At 31.4% G+C, this 18635-nt stretch carries 16 protein-coding genes; 7 read left to right on the plus strand and 9 right to left on the minus strand.

Annotated elements, in window-relative coordinates; translation table 11 throughout:
* The first annotated feature begins 73 nt into the window (after window positions 1–73).
* From H0I32_RS02095 to H0I32_RS02115, 5 genes are all read left to right on the plus strand, one after another.
* A complete protein-coding gene (locus H0I32_RS02095) occupies window positions 74–5293 on the plus strand; it encodes a DUF6923 family protein (RefSeq protein ID WP_179313918.1) in 5220 nt (1739 codons plus the stop codon).
* Window positions 5294–5308: 15 nt separating this feature from the next.
* On the plus strand, window positions 5309–6244 hold the full coding sequence (locus H0I32_RS02100) for a type IX secretion system membrane protein PorP/SprF (RefSeq protein ID WP_179313919.1): 936 nt from the start codon (window positions 5309–5311) through the stop codon (window positions 6242–6244).
* 13 nt (window positions 6245–6257) lie between these two features.
* Window positions 6258–8180 (plus strand): OmpA family protein, encoded by a 1923-nt coding sequence (locus tag H0I32_RS02105; protein WP_173586962.1) that lies wholly within the window; start codon window positions 6258–6260, stop codon window positions 8178–8180.
* Between the two features lie 141 nt (window positions 8181–8321).
* Window positions 8322–8705: a carboxypeptidase-like regulatory domain-containing protein gene (locus H0I32_RS02110; RefSeq protein WP_179313920.1), complete on the plus strand. Its 384-nt coding sequence runs from the start codon at window positions 8322–8324 to the stop codon at window positions 8703–8705.
* Window positions 8706–8813: 108 nt separating this feature from the next.
* A complete protein-coding gene (locus H0I32_RS02115) occupies window positions 8814–9209 on the plus strand; it encodes a hypothetical protein (RefSeq protein WP_179313921.1) in 396 nt (131 codons plus the stop codon).
* 50 nt (window positions 9210–9259) lie between these two features.
* On the opposite strand, the gene H0I32_RS02120 is transcribed toward H0I32_RS02115, so the two are convergent.
* Entirely contained in the window at window positions 9260–9757 is a 498-nt protein-coding gene (locus H0I32_RS02120) for a CAP domain-containing protein (RefSeq protein ID WP_173586959.1), read from the minus strand.
* 306 nt (window positions 9758–10063) lie between these two features.
* A complete protein-coding gene (gene pdxH, locus H0I32_RS02125; protein ID WP_179313922.1) occupies window positions 10064–10711 on the minus strand; it encodes a pyridoxamine 5'-phosphate oxidase in 648 nt (215 codons plus the stop codon).
* An 82-nt stretch (window positions 10712–10793) separates the two neighbouring features.
* On the opposite strand from pdxH, the gene H0I32_RS02130 reads away from it, so the two are divergent.
* Window positions 10794–11213: a hypothetical protein gene (locus tag H0I32_RS02130; RefSeq protein ID WP_173586957.1), complete on the plus strand. Its 420-nt coding sequence runs from the start codon at window positions 10794–10796 to the stop codon at window positions 11211–11213.
* Here H0I32_RS02130 and H0I32_RS02135 read toward each other — a convergent pair.
* From H0I32_RS02135 to rpsA, 5 genes are all read right to left on the minus strand, one after another.
* Window positions 11200–12108: a ribonuclease Z gene (locus H0I32_RS02135; protein ID WP_179313923.1), complete on the minus strand. Its 909-nt coding sequence runs from the start codon at window positions 12106–12108 to the stop codon at window positions 11200–11202. The genes H0I32_RS02130 and H0I32_RS02135 overlap by 14 nt on opposite strands.
* Window positions 12109–12169: 61 nt before the next feature.
* Window positions 12170–12502 (minus strand): ribonuclease Z, encoded by a 333-nt coding sequence (locus tag H0I32_RS02140; protein WP_173586955.1) that lies wholly within the window; start codon window positions 12500–12502, stop codon window positions 12170–12172.
* A 3-nt stretch (window positions 12503–12505) separates the two neighbouring features.
* Window positions 12506–13435 (minus strand): aspartate carbamoyltransferase catalytic subunit, encoded by a 930-nt coding sequence (locus tag H0I32_RS02145; RefSeq protein WP_173586954.1) that lies wholly within the window; start codon window positions 13433–13435, stop codon window positions 12506–12508.
* Window positions 13436–13524: 89 nt separating this feature from the next.
* Window positions 13525–14064, minus strand: a complete 540-nt coding sequence (gene pyrR / locus H0I32_RS02150; RefSeq protein WP_173586953.1) for a bifunctional pyr operon transcriptional regulator/uracil phosphoribosyltransferase PyrR — start codon at window positions 14062–14064, stop codon at window positions 13525–13527.
* A 231-nt stretch (window positions 14065–14295) separates the two neighbouring features.
* A complete protein-coding gene (gene rpsA, locus H0I32_RS02155; RefSeq protein ID WP_173586952.1) occupies window positions 14296–16122 on the minus strand; it encodes a 30S ribosomal protein S1 in 1827 nt (608 codons plus the stop codon).
* A 296-nt stretch (window positions 16123–16418) separates the two neighbouring features.
* Here rpsA and H0I32_RS02160 point away from each other — a divergent pair, with 296 nt between their 5' ends.
* Window positions 16419–16796 carry a LysM peptidoglycan-binding domain-containing protein gene (locus H0I32_RS02160; protein WP_173586951.1) on the plus strand — a complete coding sequence of 126 codons (378 nt, stop codon included), beginning with the start codon at window positions 16419–16421 and terminating at the stop codon, window positions 16794–16796.
* 71 nt (window positions 16797–16867) lie between these two features.
* Here the strand turns inward: H0I32_RS02160 and cmk are convergent, their stop codons facing one another.
* Entirely contained in the window at window positions 16868–17557 is a 690-nt protein-coding gene (gene cmk, locus H0I32_RS02165) for a (d)CMP kinase (protein ID WP_179313924.1), read from the minus strand.
* A 16-nt stretch (window positions 17558–17573) separates the two neighbouring features.
* The gene (gene porQ, locus H0I32_RS02170) at window positions 17574–18605 is read right to left on the minus strand and encodes a type IX secretion system protein PorQ (protein WP_173586949.1); all 1032 of its coding nucleotides are present in this window, start codon (window positions 18603–18605) and stop codon (window positions 17574–17576) included.
* Window positions 18606–18635: the final 30 nt, after the last annotated feature.

The raw sequence follows: 18635 nt of genomic DNA on the forward strand, positions 1-18635 counted from the left end.
AACATTATCCTAATTTTTAATATATAAACAATTTTTAAAGCAATCATAGCCCGATTAATCTAAAAAGCTTAAAATGAAACACTTATACAAACCCAAATCAAAAACACTCTCAAGACCTCTGATGTCTTTAGTGTTTGTCATGACATTAGTTATGATAAGTTTTAACTCTTTTGGTCAAGTTTTGAATCCAATGAATCAAAACTCTTCCATACTAAATCAAGTCCCCTTAGAGGACATGAATGAAACTTCCTTATTTTATAGAGACTTTCCTGAATCTAACTACGATGATTTAAAACAAACCTTAAGCGGAGAAGCAAATGTTCCTTTTAGTTGTACAGATGGTTCTGGATATATTCTAACAAACGTAATAACTTCTAATGTGTACGTTACGGGTTTATATGCATTTGATTTATCTTCAAACACACTTAGTTTAATTAAAGATCCACTTATCCCGAATACTACAACCTCTCAGTTTGTAAACGCAATTGGTTACAATGTTGTGGATAATTATTTATATGGTTTATTACAACAAACTGATAAGGTTGTTAAAATTGATAGTAACGGAGATCTAGAATTATTACAAGTTACAGGTTTAACGAATTACAATGGCAATACTTATGCCGCTGGAGACATCGATGAAAACGGTATCCTTTATTTATTCGGAGGCAACAAATTTGTCTCTATTGACTTAAACCCTTCTAGTTCAAACTACCTAGTTGCCAACACAGTATTACAATTACAAAATTCTATTAGCGTTAATGATGTAGCATTTAACCCCGTTAATAATAAATTGTATATGTTAACGAGTTCTACAACAAGGTTCTTATATGAATTTGACCCTGTAACTAATACAATTGTTAACTTAGGTATTGTATCTGGTTTAGAATCTGAGACGTTGTCTAATTCATTTGGTACAGCTTACATGGATGGTCTAGGTAATATGTATGTTGCAAATAACGTATCGGGTAATACTTATAAAATAGCAACACCTCATTTAGGTGGTTTATCAGCGACTTATTACAGTAATTTACCAGGTGTTAGCCCTGGTGATGGTGCACGTTGCCCTTCGCAACCTACTAAACCAATGGCTATTGCTGATGATGTTTGTATAACTCCTGAGACTACAGAGGTTACCATTAATGTAGCTAACAATGACTCTGAAGGAACTTACGCAATTGATGCAAACTCTGTACAACTTACAGATCCTATTACTTCGCTACCTTCTAGCTCTGTAACAATTTCTGGCCAAGGTACATTTACTTTAGGTTCAAATGGAGAGGTTACATTTCAACCTTTAACTAGTTTTACAGGGACTTCTATTGAATATACAATTCTTGATGTTATAGGGTTTACTTCTACACCAGGAGTTATTACTATCAACTTAAACGACACTGAAGCACCAACAGGTTTAGCTACTCAAGAATTTTGTGAAAGCCAAAATCCTACTGTAGCTGATTTACAAGCTTCCGGAAACGATATAATTTGGTATGCTAATGCAGATAGTGATAATCCTTTAAGTTCTGATACCACTATAAGTGAAGGAGCTACTTATTACGCTTCTCAAACTAGTACTGCAGGATGTGAAAGTATAGAAAGATTAGCTGTTACAGTTAATTATAACGATGAAATTTCTTTAGTTGGTACTGTAGAAACAAGTTGTGTTACATATTTAGGAACTATTTATACTATTGAAGCTACATTTAACGGAACTGCACCATTTACAGCTTCTGGAGATGGGCAACCAGGTACTTTTACAGATAACAATGATGGAACAACAACTTGGCTTTCTAGTGAAATTGAAAGTACTGTTGAAACTTATAATGTTACTATATCTGATGAATGTGGATCACTTGATTTAACAGGTTCATCACCTTCTGAATGTTTAAATACACCTTTTGATTGTGACGATGGTTTTGCTTATATTATTGTTAATGAAAGAGACAGTCAAAATAATTATGTTTCAGGATTATATTCTTATGATTTAGCAACACATACTCAAACCTTAATAAAAGCGCCATTAATTGAAGACACCTCAGTATCTCAATTTGTTAACGGCATAGGTTACAACACTTTAGATAATAATATTTATGGTTTACAACAATCAACCAATAATGTTGTAAAAATTGATGCCTCTGCTAATGTTGAGCTTCTTCCTATTACTGGTTCATTTACTATCGGTGATTACAGTTCTGGAGATATAGACGATAATGGAATCTTGGTTTTATATGGAGAAAACAAATTTGTTTCTATTGACTTAAACCCGTCAAGCCCTAATTACTTAACAGCTACAACATTATTAAACTACACAGTAAATATAAATGATTTAACGCACAATCCTGTAGATGGTAATTTCTACATGGTTACAAGTACAACTAACAGAAAGTTATTGCGTTTTAATACCAATACTAATACAGTAGACGACCTTGGTTTAGTAACTGGTTTAAGTTCAGAAACTAATAATTCTTTTGGAACCGCTTACATGGATATTCTTGGAAACATGTTTATTGCAAACAACAGTTCTGGAAATATTTATAGGATTGCTACACCACACACAGGAAATTTGGCTGCAACACTATTTAGTAGTCTAATTGATGTACAACCTGGAGATGGTGCTCGATGCCCTTCTCAGATAGTAACTCCGATGGCTGATGATGATTCTATTTGCTTTATTGAAGAAAATACAGAAATTGAAATCAATGTTTTAGAAAATGACACTGAAGGTACTTACAGTATAGATCCTAACTCTGTTCTACTTATAGATCCAATTACATTAACAGCGACTAATACAGTAACTATTTCTGGACAAGGAACATTTACAGTAGGTAGCAACGGCATTGTAGTCTTTGAAGTTTTACCAAGCTTTACAGGAGCTTCTGTAGAATATACAATTGCAGATATCATTGGATCCATATCATCGCCTGCAACTATTACGGTGAGTTTAAATGAAACAGCTACACCTACAGGAGAAGATGTTCAGGAGTTTTGTGAATCTAGTGAGCCTACTATAGCTGACTTAAATGCAACCGGAGAAAACATTCAATGGTACGCAAGTGAAACAGATACAACACCTATTGATTCTTCTGAAGCTTTAATAGATGAAGAAACTTATTATGGAACTCAAACGACATTACAAGGATGTGAGAGTTTAGAAAGATTAGCGGTTACAGTTAACTTTACAGATGATATTACTTTAGTAGCAACAGAAGAATTAGAATGTTCTGAAGATGGTACTACTTACACTGTAGTTGCTACATTTACCGGAACTGCTCCTTTTACAGCAAATGGAGTTGGACAACCTGGAACTTGGGTTACAAATGATAATGGTACATATACTTGGACATCTGAAGCAATTTCTGGTGATCAGCCTTATAATGTTGAAATACAAGATGCTAATTCATGTAACATTATTACCTTATCTGGTGAAGCAGCAATATGCTGTGAATTTGAAGTGACTTGCCCAACATTTGAAGAAACAACTGTAGCTTGTTACGGAGATATACCAACAGAAACATCATATACTATTGAAGCGTTTGAAGCTTTAGGTAATGGAGATGGTATTGTAGGAAATAATGCTTGTGGAATTATTGAAATTACTGCTCAAAATAGCAGTGATCAAGGAACATGCGAACAGACTATTACACGTACTTATACTGTTACATCTTATGAAGATACAAATGCTAACGGTGTACGTGACGAAGATGAAACGACAGTTTTAAATAGCCAAGAATGTTTACAATCAATTATTGTAAACGATAATATAGCACCAACTTTCACAGTGCCAGCAGATATCACAATAGAGTGTGATGTTGATGTAACTGACTTAACACTTATTGGTGATGTTACTGATGAAAATGATAACTGTACAACAGATCTTGAGGCTACTTATACAGATAGCGTTGAACAAGGAGATTGTCCTAGCTTATCAATTATTTCAAGAACATGGTCATTAACTGATAGCTGTGAAAATACAACAGAGTTTGTACAAACAATCACTGTTCAAGATACAACAGCACCAACTTTCTCAGTTCCTGCAGATATCACGATAGAATGTGATATTGATGTAACTGACTTAACACTTACAGGTGATGTTACTGATGAAAATGATAACTGTACAACAGGTCTTGAAGCTACTTATACGGATAGCGTTGAAGAAGGGACTTGTCCTAGTGCTTCTATTATCACTAGAACTTGGTCTTTAACTGACAACTGTGACAATACTACAATGTTTGTTCAAACAATTACTGTTCAAGATACAACAGCACCTGCTTTTAATGAAACTTTACCAGCTGATTTAGTTGCTGAGTGTGATACTGTACCAACAGCAGAAACATTAACTGCTACTGATAACTGTGGAACAGCAGATGTTACTTTTGTTGAAGAAATAACTGATGGCTCATGTATAGGAGATTATATTATTGAACGTACATGGACTGCAACAGATAGTTGTGGTAATGAAGCTATACATACACAGATTATTAATGTTCAAGATAACACGGCTCCAACAGCTATAACTGATTTTGAAGAAAACATCAATGTATTATGTAATGATATTCCTGATGTACCAGCTTTAGAATTTGAAGATTCTTGTTCTGATAATGTAGATATTAGTTTTAATGAAGAATCAACTCAAACTAATAATGCTGAAAACTATACAATTACTAGAACATGGACTGTTACAGACGATTGTGGAAATCAAGCTTTATTTACGCAGAATATTAATGTTGAACTAACAAATACAATTCAAACTACAGACGCTAGTCGTTGTATTCTTGATTCTGAATTTGATTTATTCGATTTATTATCTGGTGACTTTGACATGAGCGGAACTTGGAGTGTTGTTTCTGGCGATGCTACTATAGATGGAAGTTTATTTGATCCTTCTACAGCAGTAGTTGGTGAGTATACTTTTATGTACTCTATTACTGACGATGTTTGTCCTGCAGATATTGAAGTTAATGTAACATTAGATGATGATTGTGTTGTATTAGCATGTGGTGAAGACGACTTAGTAATATCTAAAACAGTTACAGCTAACGGAGATGTTCATAATGAATTCTTCACTGTTACAGGAGTAGAAGATTGTGGATTTGTAATTGAACTTCAAATATTTAATCGTTGGGGTGCCGAAATATATAAATCAAACAATTACTTAAACGATTGGAATGGACAATCTCATAGTTCTTCTATTGGAAGTTCTGGAAAAGTTCCAACTGGTACTTATTATTATATTATTAACCTAAAAAATAGTGGATTGAAACCTTTTGCTGGTCCAATTTACGTAGCTACAAATTAATAAAAAACTTAACCAATGAAGTTATCAAAAATTATAAGTATTGCGATACTATTTTTGAGTGTTTCTACTGCCTTTGCTCAGCAGTTACCTCAATTTACGCAGTATATGTTTAACACTATTTCTATAAATCCGGCATATGCAGGAAGTAGAGAAACACTAAGTGTTGTAGGTTTACATAGAAGCCAATGGGTCGGTTTAGAAGGCGGCCCCGAAACACAAACATTATCAGTTCATTCTCCTTTAAGAAATGAAAACATGGGTGTAGGTTTATCCTTTATCAATGATAAACTAGGTTATGAAAATTTTTCATACCTATATGCAGATTATTCATACACCATTAAAGCTAGTGAAAATGTAAAATTAGCATTTGGAGTAAAAGGAGGTCTAACACATTACAGTTTAGACGAAGAGTTGTTAACTGATCCATCTGTAGTAAATGACCAATTTTTCAATGATGTATCTAATCGTTGGAGTCCAAATTTTGGTGCAGGTTTGTATTTGCATTCATCGCGTTGGTACCTTGGACTTTCTTCTCCAAGAATACTAAGCACAGATTACAATAAAGGAGAAAATGGTTCTGTTGATTATGTTGCTACAGAACGTAATAGTTATTACTTTACTGGTGGTTATGTTTTTGATTTAAGTAAAAACGTAAAGCTAAAACCTTCAGCATTGTTAAAAGCTACAAACGGAGCTCCTTTATCTTTTGATATTTCAGCAAACTTTCTGTTCAATGATAAACTTTGGTTAGGCGGTGCCTATAGAGTTAATGAAAATGCAGCTGCTTTTGGTGGTATTGCAGATTTTCAAATATCAAAACAATTAAGAATTGGTTACGCATACGAATATCCAATTTCAGATATAAGACCATACACTAGTGGTACACATGAAGTATTACTAATGTTTGAAGTCTTTAAAAGTAAACGTATTAAATCGCCTAGATATTTCTAAAAAGACCCCAATTATGAAGACCAAAATATTAGCGCTCGTTATAGTTTTAAGTAGTTCTTTCTCTTTTGCCCAAACAAAATTGGCAGATAAATTTTTTGAGAACTATGGTTATGTAAAGGCCATAGAATTATACGAAAAAGCAGTTGAAAAAGGAAGTAATAGTGCCCACGTATTAACACGTTTGGGTGATGCATATTACAATAATTCTAATTCTGAAAAAGCCGTTTACTGGTATCAGAAAGCATTAGAAGAACATGACGATATTGAAACTGAGTATATTTATAAATATATACAATCGCTTAGAAGTGTAGGAAACTACAAAGAAGCAGATGTATGGTTTAAAAAACTTAGCGAAGCACAACATGGAGACAGTAGACTTACAGGTTATAACCCTGATGAAGTTGATATCTTTGATAAATTAACATCTAAGAATAATGATGTTGTAGTAGAAATTGAAAATTTAGATTTCAATACTGAAAATTCTGATTTTGGACCTTATATGTTTAATAACACTCTTTACTTTGCTTCTGCAAATAGTAATGATAAAAAAGTATATAATTGGAATAAGGAACCTTTCTTAGATATATTTCAAACTGAAGTTACTATCGAAGAAGATGGAACTCAAACTTATGGTACTTCTAGCGAAATTAATGCAAAAGGAATAAATACAGATTATCATGAAGCTTCTATAGCGATTACAAATGATGGTCAAACTATGTATTTTACTAGAGATAATACTAGTAAAAGAAATCGCTTAAAATACGATAAGGAAGGAACGACTCACCTTAAGATTTTTAAAGCAACGTTAGTTGATGAACAATGGTCTAATGTAGAAGAACTTCCTTTTAACAATGATTTATATTCTACAGGTCACCCAGCTTTAAGTACTGATAACAAAACATTATTTTTTGTTTCTGATCGTGAAGGTGGTTTTGGTCAAACAGATATATATTCCGTTACAATTAATGAGGATGGGACTTATGGAGAACCTACAAATCTAGGAGAAGATGTTAATACTGAAGGAAGAGAAATGTTTCCTTTTGTAAGTGATGATAACACATTTTACTTTTCTTCTGATGGACATCTAAACTTAGGATTATTAGACATTTTTAAGTCTGATATATTACAAGTTGAAATACCTTCAAGCCCTGTAAATATTGGAGCACCTTTTAATAGTGGTTATGATGATTTCGCATATTTTATAGATAGTGAAACTCAAAAAGGTTACTTCTCTTCTAATAGACCAGAAGGTAAAGGAAGTGATGATATCTATAGTTATTCTATAACTGAATGTAACCAACAAATAACAGGTGTTGCAAGAGAACAAAGAACAGATATTATTTTAAGTGGTGTTACTATTCAACTTATTGACGAAACTGGTAAAATTATTGAAGAAGTTATTACAACAGAAGATGGAGCTTATACATTTGATGTTGAATGTGACAAATCATATACGCTATTAGGTACAAAATCTGATTATGCGGATGATAAAGCTTCTATTACTACAGGTAATGAAAATGAAAAAGTAAACACTTTAGATTTATCATTGAGACCATTAATAATGGAAAATCAAATTGTTATTAATCCTATATTCTTTGACTTTGATAAATCAGATATAAGAACGGATGCTGAATACGAATTAGAAAACATAGTAGATGTACTTCGTAAACACCCAGAAATGATTATTAAAATTGAATCTCATACAGATAGTAGAGGTCGTGATAAATACAACTTAAAATTATCTGATAGACGTGCAAAATCAACTAGAGATTATATTTTATCTAGAGATATTAGTTCTGATAGAATTGAAAGCGCTATAGGTTATGGTGAAACACAACTTCTTAATGACTGTGGAAATGGTTCTAAATGTACTAAAGAAGAACATCAATTAAATAGACGTTCTTATTTTTATATTATTGATAGTGTTCAAGAATAAAATCACAAAACTTTAATACAATAAAAAAAGCAAGCCTATATAGGCTTGCTTTTTTTATTTGTTACAATTTTAATATCAAAAAAACAGATATTAATAAAGGGCAATCTGAGTTTGGTATTAAAAAAAGTAAAAGCAATTAAAATGATGAAACATATATTATTATTAATCTTGCTTTTCATAAATCTAACTATTCATTCTCAAAACTTAAAAGGAAGCATTTTATACAAAGAAACTAAAGAACACCTAACCTATGCTAATTTTGTTATTAAAGGTAAGAATATAGGCACTTATAGTAATGAAAATGGTAAGCATGATATTTCTGTTTCTAAAGCATTTATTAAAGAAACACTAGTAATATCACTTATCGGTTACCAAACAATAAAACGAAGCTTAAAAAGCTTTATTAATATAGTAGATTCGATATATAACATAGAACTTGAACCTATGATAGAAGCTTTAGATGAAGTTTTGATTTTTAATAAAATAAAGAAATATGAAAATAAAAAAGTAAATCTTTCAACTTGAACAAGAAAACAAACATTTCCTGCTTCAGTAACCGATGGTTCAGAAACAGCAACATTAATTAAAAACCCAAAACATAAAAAAGGAAAATTAACTGAACTTCATTTAAAATTGAATTATATAAGTAATGAAGATTATAAGACATATCAAACCTATTACAGATTAGCTTTTTATGCTATAAAAGATAATGGATATCCTGGAGAGATTTTATATTATGAAAATATCATTATAAAACCAGATATAAATACAAGAAATCACAAACTAAATTTAGAAGATAAAACAATTCCTTATACAGAAAAAGGAATATTTATAGGCATTGAGACAGTAAAGCCAAATAGTGTTAAACTAGAGACATCAATGTATCTAACAACTCCAAATATTCTTTATACACATTCAAAACAAAATTTAGAATATTCACGTTATCGTTCTAATAATTGGAACAAGAAAACACGAAAATCTGTTTTAAAAAAAAATTGTACGCTGTTCCTTTTATTGAGATCAAAGTAGTGTAGGAAAAGACAAAGATTAATCAAATTAAGAATAAAATAAACAGAAATTTATTTATTGATAAACATATTTGTAAAATACCATTTTCCATTACTGTTTTGTTCTGCTGACACATCAAAATGAGTAAAATCACCAACAATATTTTCTAAATGACTAGGACTAGCTATCCAAGCATTTACAACTGATTCTGCAGAATTAAAACCATAAGCTACATTTTCTGAAACGTGATTTGCACTTGCATTCTCTTCTAAACTCTGTTTTCTCAAAAAGAAATTATCATGAGACACATTATTTACTTCAATCATATAATCCGTATGTGTAGAAGCTACAGCTTTAACCGTTGTGTGTTGCTCTAACAAACTTAAGCCTTCATTAATTCTATAGGCATTAATAAGTTCCATTATTTCTATTTCAATTTCTTTTGCATCAGGTGGCGTCGGAATTTCTATAGAGTTAACAACATCTTCATCCATGCTATCTGTTGCGCATGATGTAATACTAAGTAGGGCTAAAACAACCAGTATAGGTAGTAGTTTAGTAATTTTCATAATGTAGGTTAATTAGGTTTGGGACTGCTAAATTAACCTCATAACTGTGGTAAACTGTTAATAAAATGTTAAAATCGACAAACAACATGTATTTCATCGATTTTTAATGCGAATAATCGATGAAATACCTTTTTCATAAACAAAAACATGAATTACAGCGTAAAAAAAAAGTATTTCATCGGTTTTAGATAATTATATTCTACAGAGAAACTATTCATAAAGATTAGACAAATTGAAACTATTTCACATTTTAAAATTGTAGAAAATTTTAATAAAAAAATATAAAACATCTCGTTTTAGTTATAATCAAGGTGCTAAACGTTCAATTTTCCAATTAAAATCTTCTTGTAATTGGTATCGAATTCTATCGTGAAGCCTGTTTGGTCTTCCTTGCCAAAATTCAATTTCAACAGGTTTAATAATAAACCCACCCCAATGCTTAGGACGTTCAATTTCTTGACCTTTAAACTTTGTCTCTAAAACTTTAAGCTTATTTTCTAATTCAGCTCTATCTTTTACGACATCACTTTGATTAGAAACAATGGCTCCTATTTGACTTCCTCTAGGTCGTGATTCAAAATAACCATCACTTAAATTCTCTGAAATCTTTTCGGCTTTACCTTTTATAATAATTTGTCGTTCTGCAGATGGCCAAAAAAATGATAAACAAACATTAGGGTTTTCTATAATAGCCTTTCCTTTTTCACTATTATAATTGGTATAGAAGATGAAACCTTCATAAGTATATTTTTTAAGTAGCACTACTCTACTCTTTGGATATCCATCTAAACCTATTGTTGATACCGTCATTGCATTAGCTTCTTCAACATCAAAATTATTATCTATTTCATAAAACCATTTTTGAAATAACTCCATTGGATTATCATTAATGTTCTCTTCTAGTAGTTCTTGCTTTTCGTAAGACTTTCTATAATTACCTAGGTCTGTATTCATTACATTTTATTTTATGATTTTCTACTGAAATAATTTCTACAATTGCTTTATTCATGATAAATTTAAGGATTAAAATATATAAATGAAGTTTGAATACAGTAAATATTCTAAGCATGTAGCTTATGAAAAAGTCGAATTTTCTTTTGGTATTTTTTATGCCACTAAATATTTTTTATTATCTGAATTAAATGAAGGTATACATGTAGATTATGATATTGCCGGACAAATAGTTTCAAGGTTTAGTGACTATATAGACAAAGGAATTAAGATTTGTTATATCTCAAATCGTATCAATTCTTATTCTATTAAACCACAAATTTGGGCTGAGTTTAATAATGAATATGATACTTTTATTGCGTCTGCTATTGTAACCTATACAGATTTCAGTTATCTCAACGCTTCTTTAGAAAAACAATTTTTTAATAAAAGTCTCAAGCGTTGTAAAAGTTTAGATGAAGCTATAGAATGGGTAATGAGTTTAGAAGAACTTAATCAAAATTAAACGCTTTACCATCTTTTGCTAAATCTACATTGTTAAAAACAGTTTGAGCTTCTGTTTTAAACTCATTATAGTCATTATAACGCGTAGAATAATGTCCGAGTACTAATGTGCCAACATTTGCTTTTTTAGCGATTGTAGCTGCTTGTTTTGCCGTACTGTGCCTTGTTGGCTTGCAAAGGTTTTCATTCTTCTCTAAAAATGTAGATTCATGATATAATACTGTACAATTCTTAATTATTGGAATTATTTCTTCATGATAAGCAGTATCACTACAAAAGGCATAACTCTTTGCTGGTATTGCATCTTTTGTAACTTTTTCATTGCTAATTAAAACTCCGTCTTCATTAACAACATCAAACCCTTGTTTTAATTTTCTGTAATAAGCCATATCAATATTAGCTTCATTAACTAAATTAATATCTAATTTACGTTCATTCTCTTTTTCTTTAAAAAAAAATCCATTAGTATAAATACGATGTTTTAAAGGAATTGTGTGTACTTCAACTTTATCATCTTCGTAAATTAATTCTGAAGATTTAGATTCTAATTCATGAAAAATTAAAGGATAATTTGTCCAACTACCAGACAACTTCATTTGAAGTGTAATAAGTTCTTTTAAACCTTTTGGTGCATAAATATGAAGTTCTGTTTCTCTAGTTAAAAGACTAAACGTATTAACTAAACCAATCAATCCAAAATAATGATCACCGTGTAAATGTGAAATAAAAATGTGCTTAATTCTAGAAAACTTAACCTTATTGCGTCTTAACTCTACCTGAGTACCTTCTCCACAATCAATAAGAAACATATGGTTTTTAATTTCTAAAACCTGTGACGTAGGGTTGGTATTGGTACGAGGTGTTGCACTATGACAACCTAGAATAGTTAATTTCATTAAATAGTTTATGCGTTTATGTTTAGAGTTTATAAACTTAAAAACAAACTCAAAGCTACTTTTAGAATCCTAAATCGCGCTCTATATCTTCCATTTCAATAAGATCATAAGCTTCTTGCAGGGTTGGAACAACAGCGAGTTCATCTGGGACTTGATCTAAATCAACTTTCTCAGATACAATAACAAAGCTCTTTTTAGATGCCCTATGATTGTTGCTTAAACGTAAAAATTCTAATATATCTTCTTTTGGTATTTTTTCTAAACTAGAAAGTTTAATAATAAGGTGGTAATTTTTATGTGCATCATAAATACCTTCAATCTTATTAACTAAAGCCTTTACTGATGTTATTTCTTGAGTAATTATTGTTGTATTTCCGTCTCTTCCTATAATCATATTCTATTGTTTTATTTTAGATGCTAAAAGATAAATAGCTGCCATCCTAACCGCTACTCCATTTTCTACTTGATTTAAAATAATGGCTTGCTTAGAATCTGCTACATCACTTGTTATTTCTACACCTCTATTTATGGGTCCTGGGTGCATAATCACAATCTCTTTATCTAAACTATCTAATAGCTGTTTATTAACGCCAAATTGTTGTGTATATTCTCTAGTAGAAGGAAAATAACTAATATCCATTCGCTCATTCTGAACTCTAAGCATATTAGCAACATCGCACCACTGTAAAGCTTTTCTTAGATTGGTTTCTACCTTAACACCTAAATCTTTAATGTACTTAGGAATTAACGTTTTTGGTCCACAAACCATAACATTAGCACCTTGTAATTGCAATGCATATATATTTGAAAGCGCAACTCTACTATGTAATATATCTCCGACAATTACTACATTTTTACCTTTAACACTTCCTAATGTTTCTCTTATTGAGTAAGAATCTAACAAGGCTTGTGTAGGATGTTCATGTGCTCCATCACCGGCATTAATAATACTTGCATTTACATGTTTTGAAAGAAAGACTCCTGCACCAGGATTTGGGTGACGCATCACAACCATATCTACCTTCATTGATAAAATATTATTTACAGTATCGATTAAAGTTTCACCTTTTTTAACTGAAGATTGAGATGCCGAAAAATTAATAACATCTGCTGATAATCTTTTTTCAGCAAGTTCAAATGATAACTTTGTACGTGTAGAATTTTCAAAAAACAGATTTGCAATCGTTATATCTCTAAGTGAAGGTACCTTTTTAATAGGTCTATTAATCACTTCTTTAAACTGATCTGCAGTTTCAAAAATAAGGTCGATATCTTGTTTCTTAAGATATTTAATTCCTAATAAGTGATTCACACTTAATTCGCTCATCTTTTTAAGTCTTCAGTTGGCAGTATTCAGTATTCACCCTGAAATCACTACCTAATTGTTTATATTTTTATTTTCGAGTTCAATGTGATCTATTTATCTACTAAATAAACAGCATCTTCTCCTTCGTTTTCTGCCCATTTAACAATCACTTTCTGATTATCAATGGCATCTACTTGTTGTCCTTTATAATTAGGTTGAATAGGTAAATGTCTACTAAAACGTCTATCTATAAGAGTTAATAACTCAATATCCTTAGGTCTTCCAAAAGACTGAATGGCTGTCAGTGCAGACCTTATACTTCTACCGGTATATAAAACATCATCAATAAAGACTACATTTTTATCTTCTACTATAAAATTAATGATAGTGGTATTAGCTTCTAAAGGTTTATCCCCTCTTCTAAAGTCGTCTCTAAAAAATGTAATATCTAAATGTCCAAGTTGAATATTCTTAATCTTGTACTCTTCGGTTAGCATTTTTGCTAAACGATCGGCTAAAAACTTCCCTCTTGGTTGAATACCAATTAATACTGTTTCAGAAAAATCATCATGATTTTCAATGAGTTGACAAGCCAATCTGTGAAGGGTAATATTGACTTCTTTAGAGTTAAGTAGTACTTTCTGACTCATATAATTTCCAAGCATTGTTGGTTAACAAAGTTAAGCTAAAAAAAATTATTTACAATAGTTATTTTAATGTGTTTCGTTGTTTATTACTGTTACCTTGAGTAACAAAGATGTACTGAAAGATTCACAAAGAATTATTTGAAAAGTTAGAATTTAAACAAAAAAAAGCCTCTCGAAAATCGAGAGGCTTAATATAATAGATTAATGAAATTCTTATGTTATAAGAATTTGGGATTATTTTTTCCCGTCCATTTTATCTTTAAGAGCTTGTAAAGCATCATTTGCATCACCTAAAGTTGGTTTAGATTCAGCTGCTTGAGCTTCTGCTTTTCTTACAGCTTGCTTAACAATTTTAGCTTCTTCTTCTCTAAATAGAGCAGTATGAGATGCTACAACACGTTTGAATTCTTTATTAAATTCAATGATCTTGAATTCAGTTTCTTCACCTTTAACAAGTTTAGAACCGTCTTCTTTCTCTAAATGACGTGCTGGTACAAATGCAACGATATCTTCGTTAAAATCAATTGTTGCTCCTTTATCTACCATCTCAGTGATCGCAGCTTTGTGAGTTGTACCTAAAGCATATTCAGTTTCATATTTATCCCAAGGGTTTTCCTCAGTTTGTTTATGACCTAAAGATAATTTACGACCTTCAACATCTAATTCTAATACAACAACATCTAAAGTATCACCTACGTTACAGAATTCTGATGGATGCTTAATTTTCTTAGTCCAAGATAAATCAGAGATATAAATTAACCCGTCAATTCCTTCTTCTAATTCAACAAAAACACCAAAGTTTGTAAAGTTACGTACAATACCTGAATGCTTAGAACCTACAGGATACTTAGTAGTGATATCAGTCCATGGATCTGGTGTTAATTGCTTAATACCAAGAGACATTTTTCTGTCTTCTCTATCTAAAGTTAAGATAACAGCATCGATTTCATCTCCTACAGATACGAAATCTTGAGCTGAACGTAAATGAGTTGACCAAGACATTTCACTTACGTGAACTAATCCTTCTACACCTTCTTCTACTTCAACAAAAGCACCGTAATCAGCGATTACAACAACTTTACCTTTTACTTTATCTCCAACTTTTACAGTTTCTCCTAAAGCTTCCCAAGGATGTTTAGATAATTGTTTAAGACCTAATTGGATTCTTGATTTGTTTTCATCAAAATCAAGGATTACAACATTTAATTTCTGATCTAACTCAACAATCTCATTTGGATGGTTGATACGAGACCAAGATAAATCTGTAATGTGAACTAAACCATCTACACCACCAAGATCGATAAACACACCATAAGAAGTAATATTTTTTACAATACCTTCTAATACTTGTCCTTTTTCTAGTTGACCAATGATTTCTTTCTTTTGTTCTTCGATATCAGCTTCGATTAACGCTTTATGAGAAACAACTATATTCTTGAATTCGTGGTTGATTTTCACAACTTTAAACTCCATAGTTTTGTTTACATACTGATCGTAATCTCTAATAGGCTTCACATCAATTTGAGAACCTGGTAAGAATGCTTCAATACCAAATACGTCAACGATCATACCACCTTTAGTTCTGCATTTTACAAAACCGTTTACGATTTCGCCAGTATCATGTGCGTTATTTACACGTTCCCATGCTTTAATAACACGCGCTTTTCTGTGCGATAATACTAATTGACCAGTTGCATCTTCACGCACATCAATTAATACTTCTACTTTATCACCTACAGCTAAGTTAGGATTGTAACGGAATTCGTTAAGTGAAATTACACCTTCAGATTTTGCGTTAATATCAATAATAGCATCACGGTCAGTGATAGTAATTACAGTACCTTCTACTACTTCGTCATCTAAAGTGTCAACGAAATTTTCTGATACTAATTTTTCGAACTCTTCTAATTTAGTATCCGCTACTTGCTCAATTCCTTCTTCGTAATTGTGCCAATCGAATTCTTTTAAGAATTTTTCTGGGTTTGCTTGTGCTTCAGAGATTACTGGAGCTGCTGCTTCAGTTGCTTCAACTTCAGCTTGGTTTGTTTCTTTTTCAGACATTTGTTCTGAATAAAAATTTGTATTCTGTATCTTTTGAAAGATTTGCGAAAAATTTACAGAAGTTATTATTAAATTTGTTTTTATCCCTTTCCTTACTTTCTTGTATTCGCTAAAAAGGAGTGCAAAAGTACTACTTATTATTCTGAAAACCAAACACTAAATTATGTGACTTTATTTTAATTAGTGTGTCTTAATTAATAAGATACCTGTTTATGACTTATAGTTCTAAATTTTAATTCATTAATAATTGGTATATTTACATATAAACATTATAACAATTTAAACTACATACTATTATGGTAAAAGCAAAATATCAAGATGTTCTTGACTTAGGAGAAAAATTAAACATTAAAGAAGGTAAAGTTGAAGAAGCTGACGGAAAATTAAAAGTTTGGGGAACAGCAGCAACGCCTTATGACAAAAACTTAATTTGGGATAAGATTAAAGAAATTGGTGGTGATAACCCAGCAGATATCGTAGCAGATATTAAAGTTGAAGATGAATCAGTTTTCGCAAGACATACTGTAACTTCTGGTGAAACTTTAGGGAAAATTGCTAAGCAATATTATGGTCAGCCAGCTAAATATCAAAAAATATTTGAGGCAAATACTGATATTTTAAAGAATCCTGATGTAATTCATCCTGGTCAAGAATTAATTATTCCTAATTTATAATAGGAATAAAGCATTCTAAAAAGAAAAGCGACTTATCAATTACTAAATGTAATGAGATAAGTTGCTTTTTTTTATTTTAAAATTAATTGATTAGCCATTTCACTAATAGAAGCTAATTGTTCTTCTATTGTTAAATATGAATTATCAATTTCAATAGCATCTTCCGCTTTTACCAAAGGAGAATCTTCTCTTGTAGAATCTATATGATCTCTTGTTGTTACATTTTCAAGCACATCTTCATAACTTAAATCATGACCACGCTCTAATAATTCTTTATAACGACGTGTTGCTCTGGTTTCTGCTGATGCAGTCATAAATATTTTTAATTCGGCTTCAGGAAAAACAACAGTTCCAATATCACGTCCATCCATTACAATACCTTTATCTTTTCCCATGATTTGTTGTTGCTCTACCAACTTACTTCTCACTTCAGATAATGTAGCTACTGGACTTACATATTTTGAAACTTTAAGTGTTCTAATATCTGATTCAATATTCTTTCCGTTTAAATAAACTTCAGCAAAGGCTAAGGTTTCATTAAACTTAAAAGTAATATTTATCTGTTCTAAACTCCCTATTAAAGCTTCCTCTTTAAAGAAACCTTCACCGATATATTCGTTTTCTAAAGCAAAATATGCTACCGCTCTATACATCGCACCTGTATCTACATAAATATAGTTCAGTTTTTTTGCTAATTGTTTAGCTACTGTACTTTTTCCTGTAGATGAAAAACCATCTATAGCAATGATAATTTTACTCATTATTGTATCATTTAATTTATCGTCTTCGACTATCTAAATCTATTTGAAGCCCAAAGAAACTTGTATTTGAAGCGCCACTATATCTCGCATGCGTATAACTAAATCGCATTTTGTTTAATTTAATTCCTATACCAACTGAAAGACCTGAGAAGTTTCTTTGGTCTACAATTCGTAATTCTTCTGCACGTCTAAAGTTATAGCCTAATCTAACATTGAAACCTCCTTCAGGAAATAATTCTGCTCCTAAAATAAGATGTCGTAATCCTTCACTAATAAAACTAACTTTCTCTTGGGTTTGATTACCTTCTAAATCTGTTGTAGCTCTTGCTGGATTTGAAACTGCTATTGGCCATTTTTGTAAATTCTCTAAAGTAAGATGCCAACGTATTGGTACATTTTCTAAAGTTTGAGACATCCCAAAATTAACTTCTAACGGCAAAGGTTCTTTTTCGCCTGCATAGGTAGAAAACTGAGTTCCTATATTCCTAATGGTTAATGCAGCATGAAAATCTAGTTTTTCATTTATATACATCCCTCCAAAATCTATTGCGCCTCCAACTGAATTATACTGTTCTAATGCCGAAGTAATAATTTTAACATTGGCACCAACATAAAAATCTGTGTATGGAATGTTATAATTATAGCCTGCAGAAATGGCTGTTTCATTACCACTGAATGTTCCTGTTGAATTTCCATCAACATCATAACCATCAAACGAACCGTAATTAATATAGGTAACACCAATATGAAACGTCTGTACGTGCCTATCCCAAGTGTATGCGTAAGCTGCAGTTCCGTAACTTATGTCACCCAAGTAACTCGAGTAATTTACAGCTAACTGATTACTCATTTTATAATTAATAGAAGCAGGATTGTAAAGTGCTTCTGTAACATCATCATCAAAGTTTGTAATTATCTTACCTCCTAAAGCTGCTTGCCTAGGCGAGGATACCAAATTTAAAAATTGGTATGTAGCTTCGCCTCCTAATTGCGCGAATGCAGGCAGAGCTATAAGCATACAAAGTAAAATGGAAATCCTTTTAATCATAGATTTTGCAAAATAACTAAATCTATCTTA

It is taken from the genome of Winogradskyella sp. HaHa_3_26, from assembly GCF_019278425.1.
GTDB classification, from domain to species: Bacteria; Bacteroidota; Bacteroidia; order Flavobacteriales; family Flavobacteriaceae; genus Winogradskyella; species Winogradskyella undariae.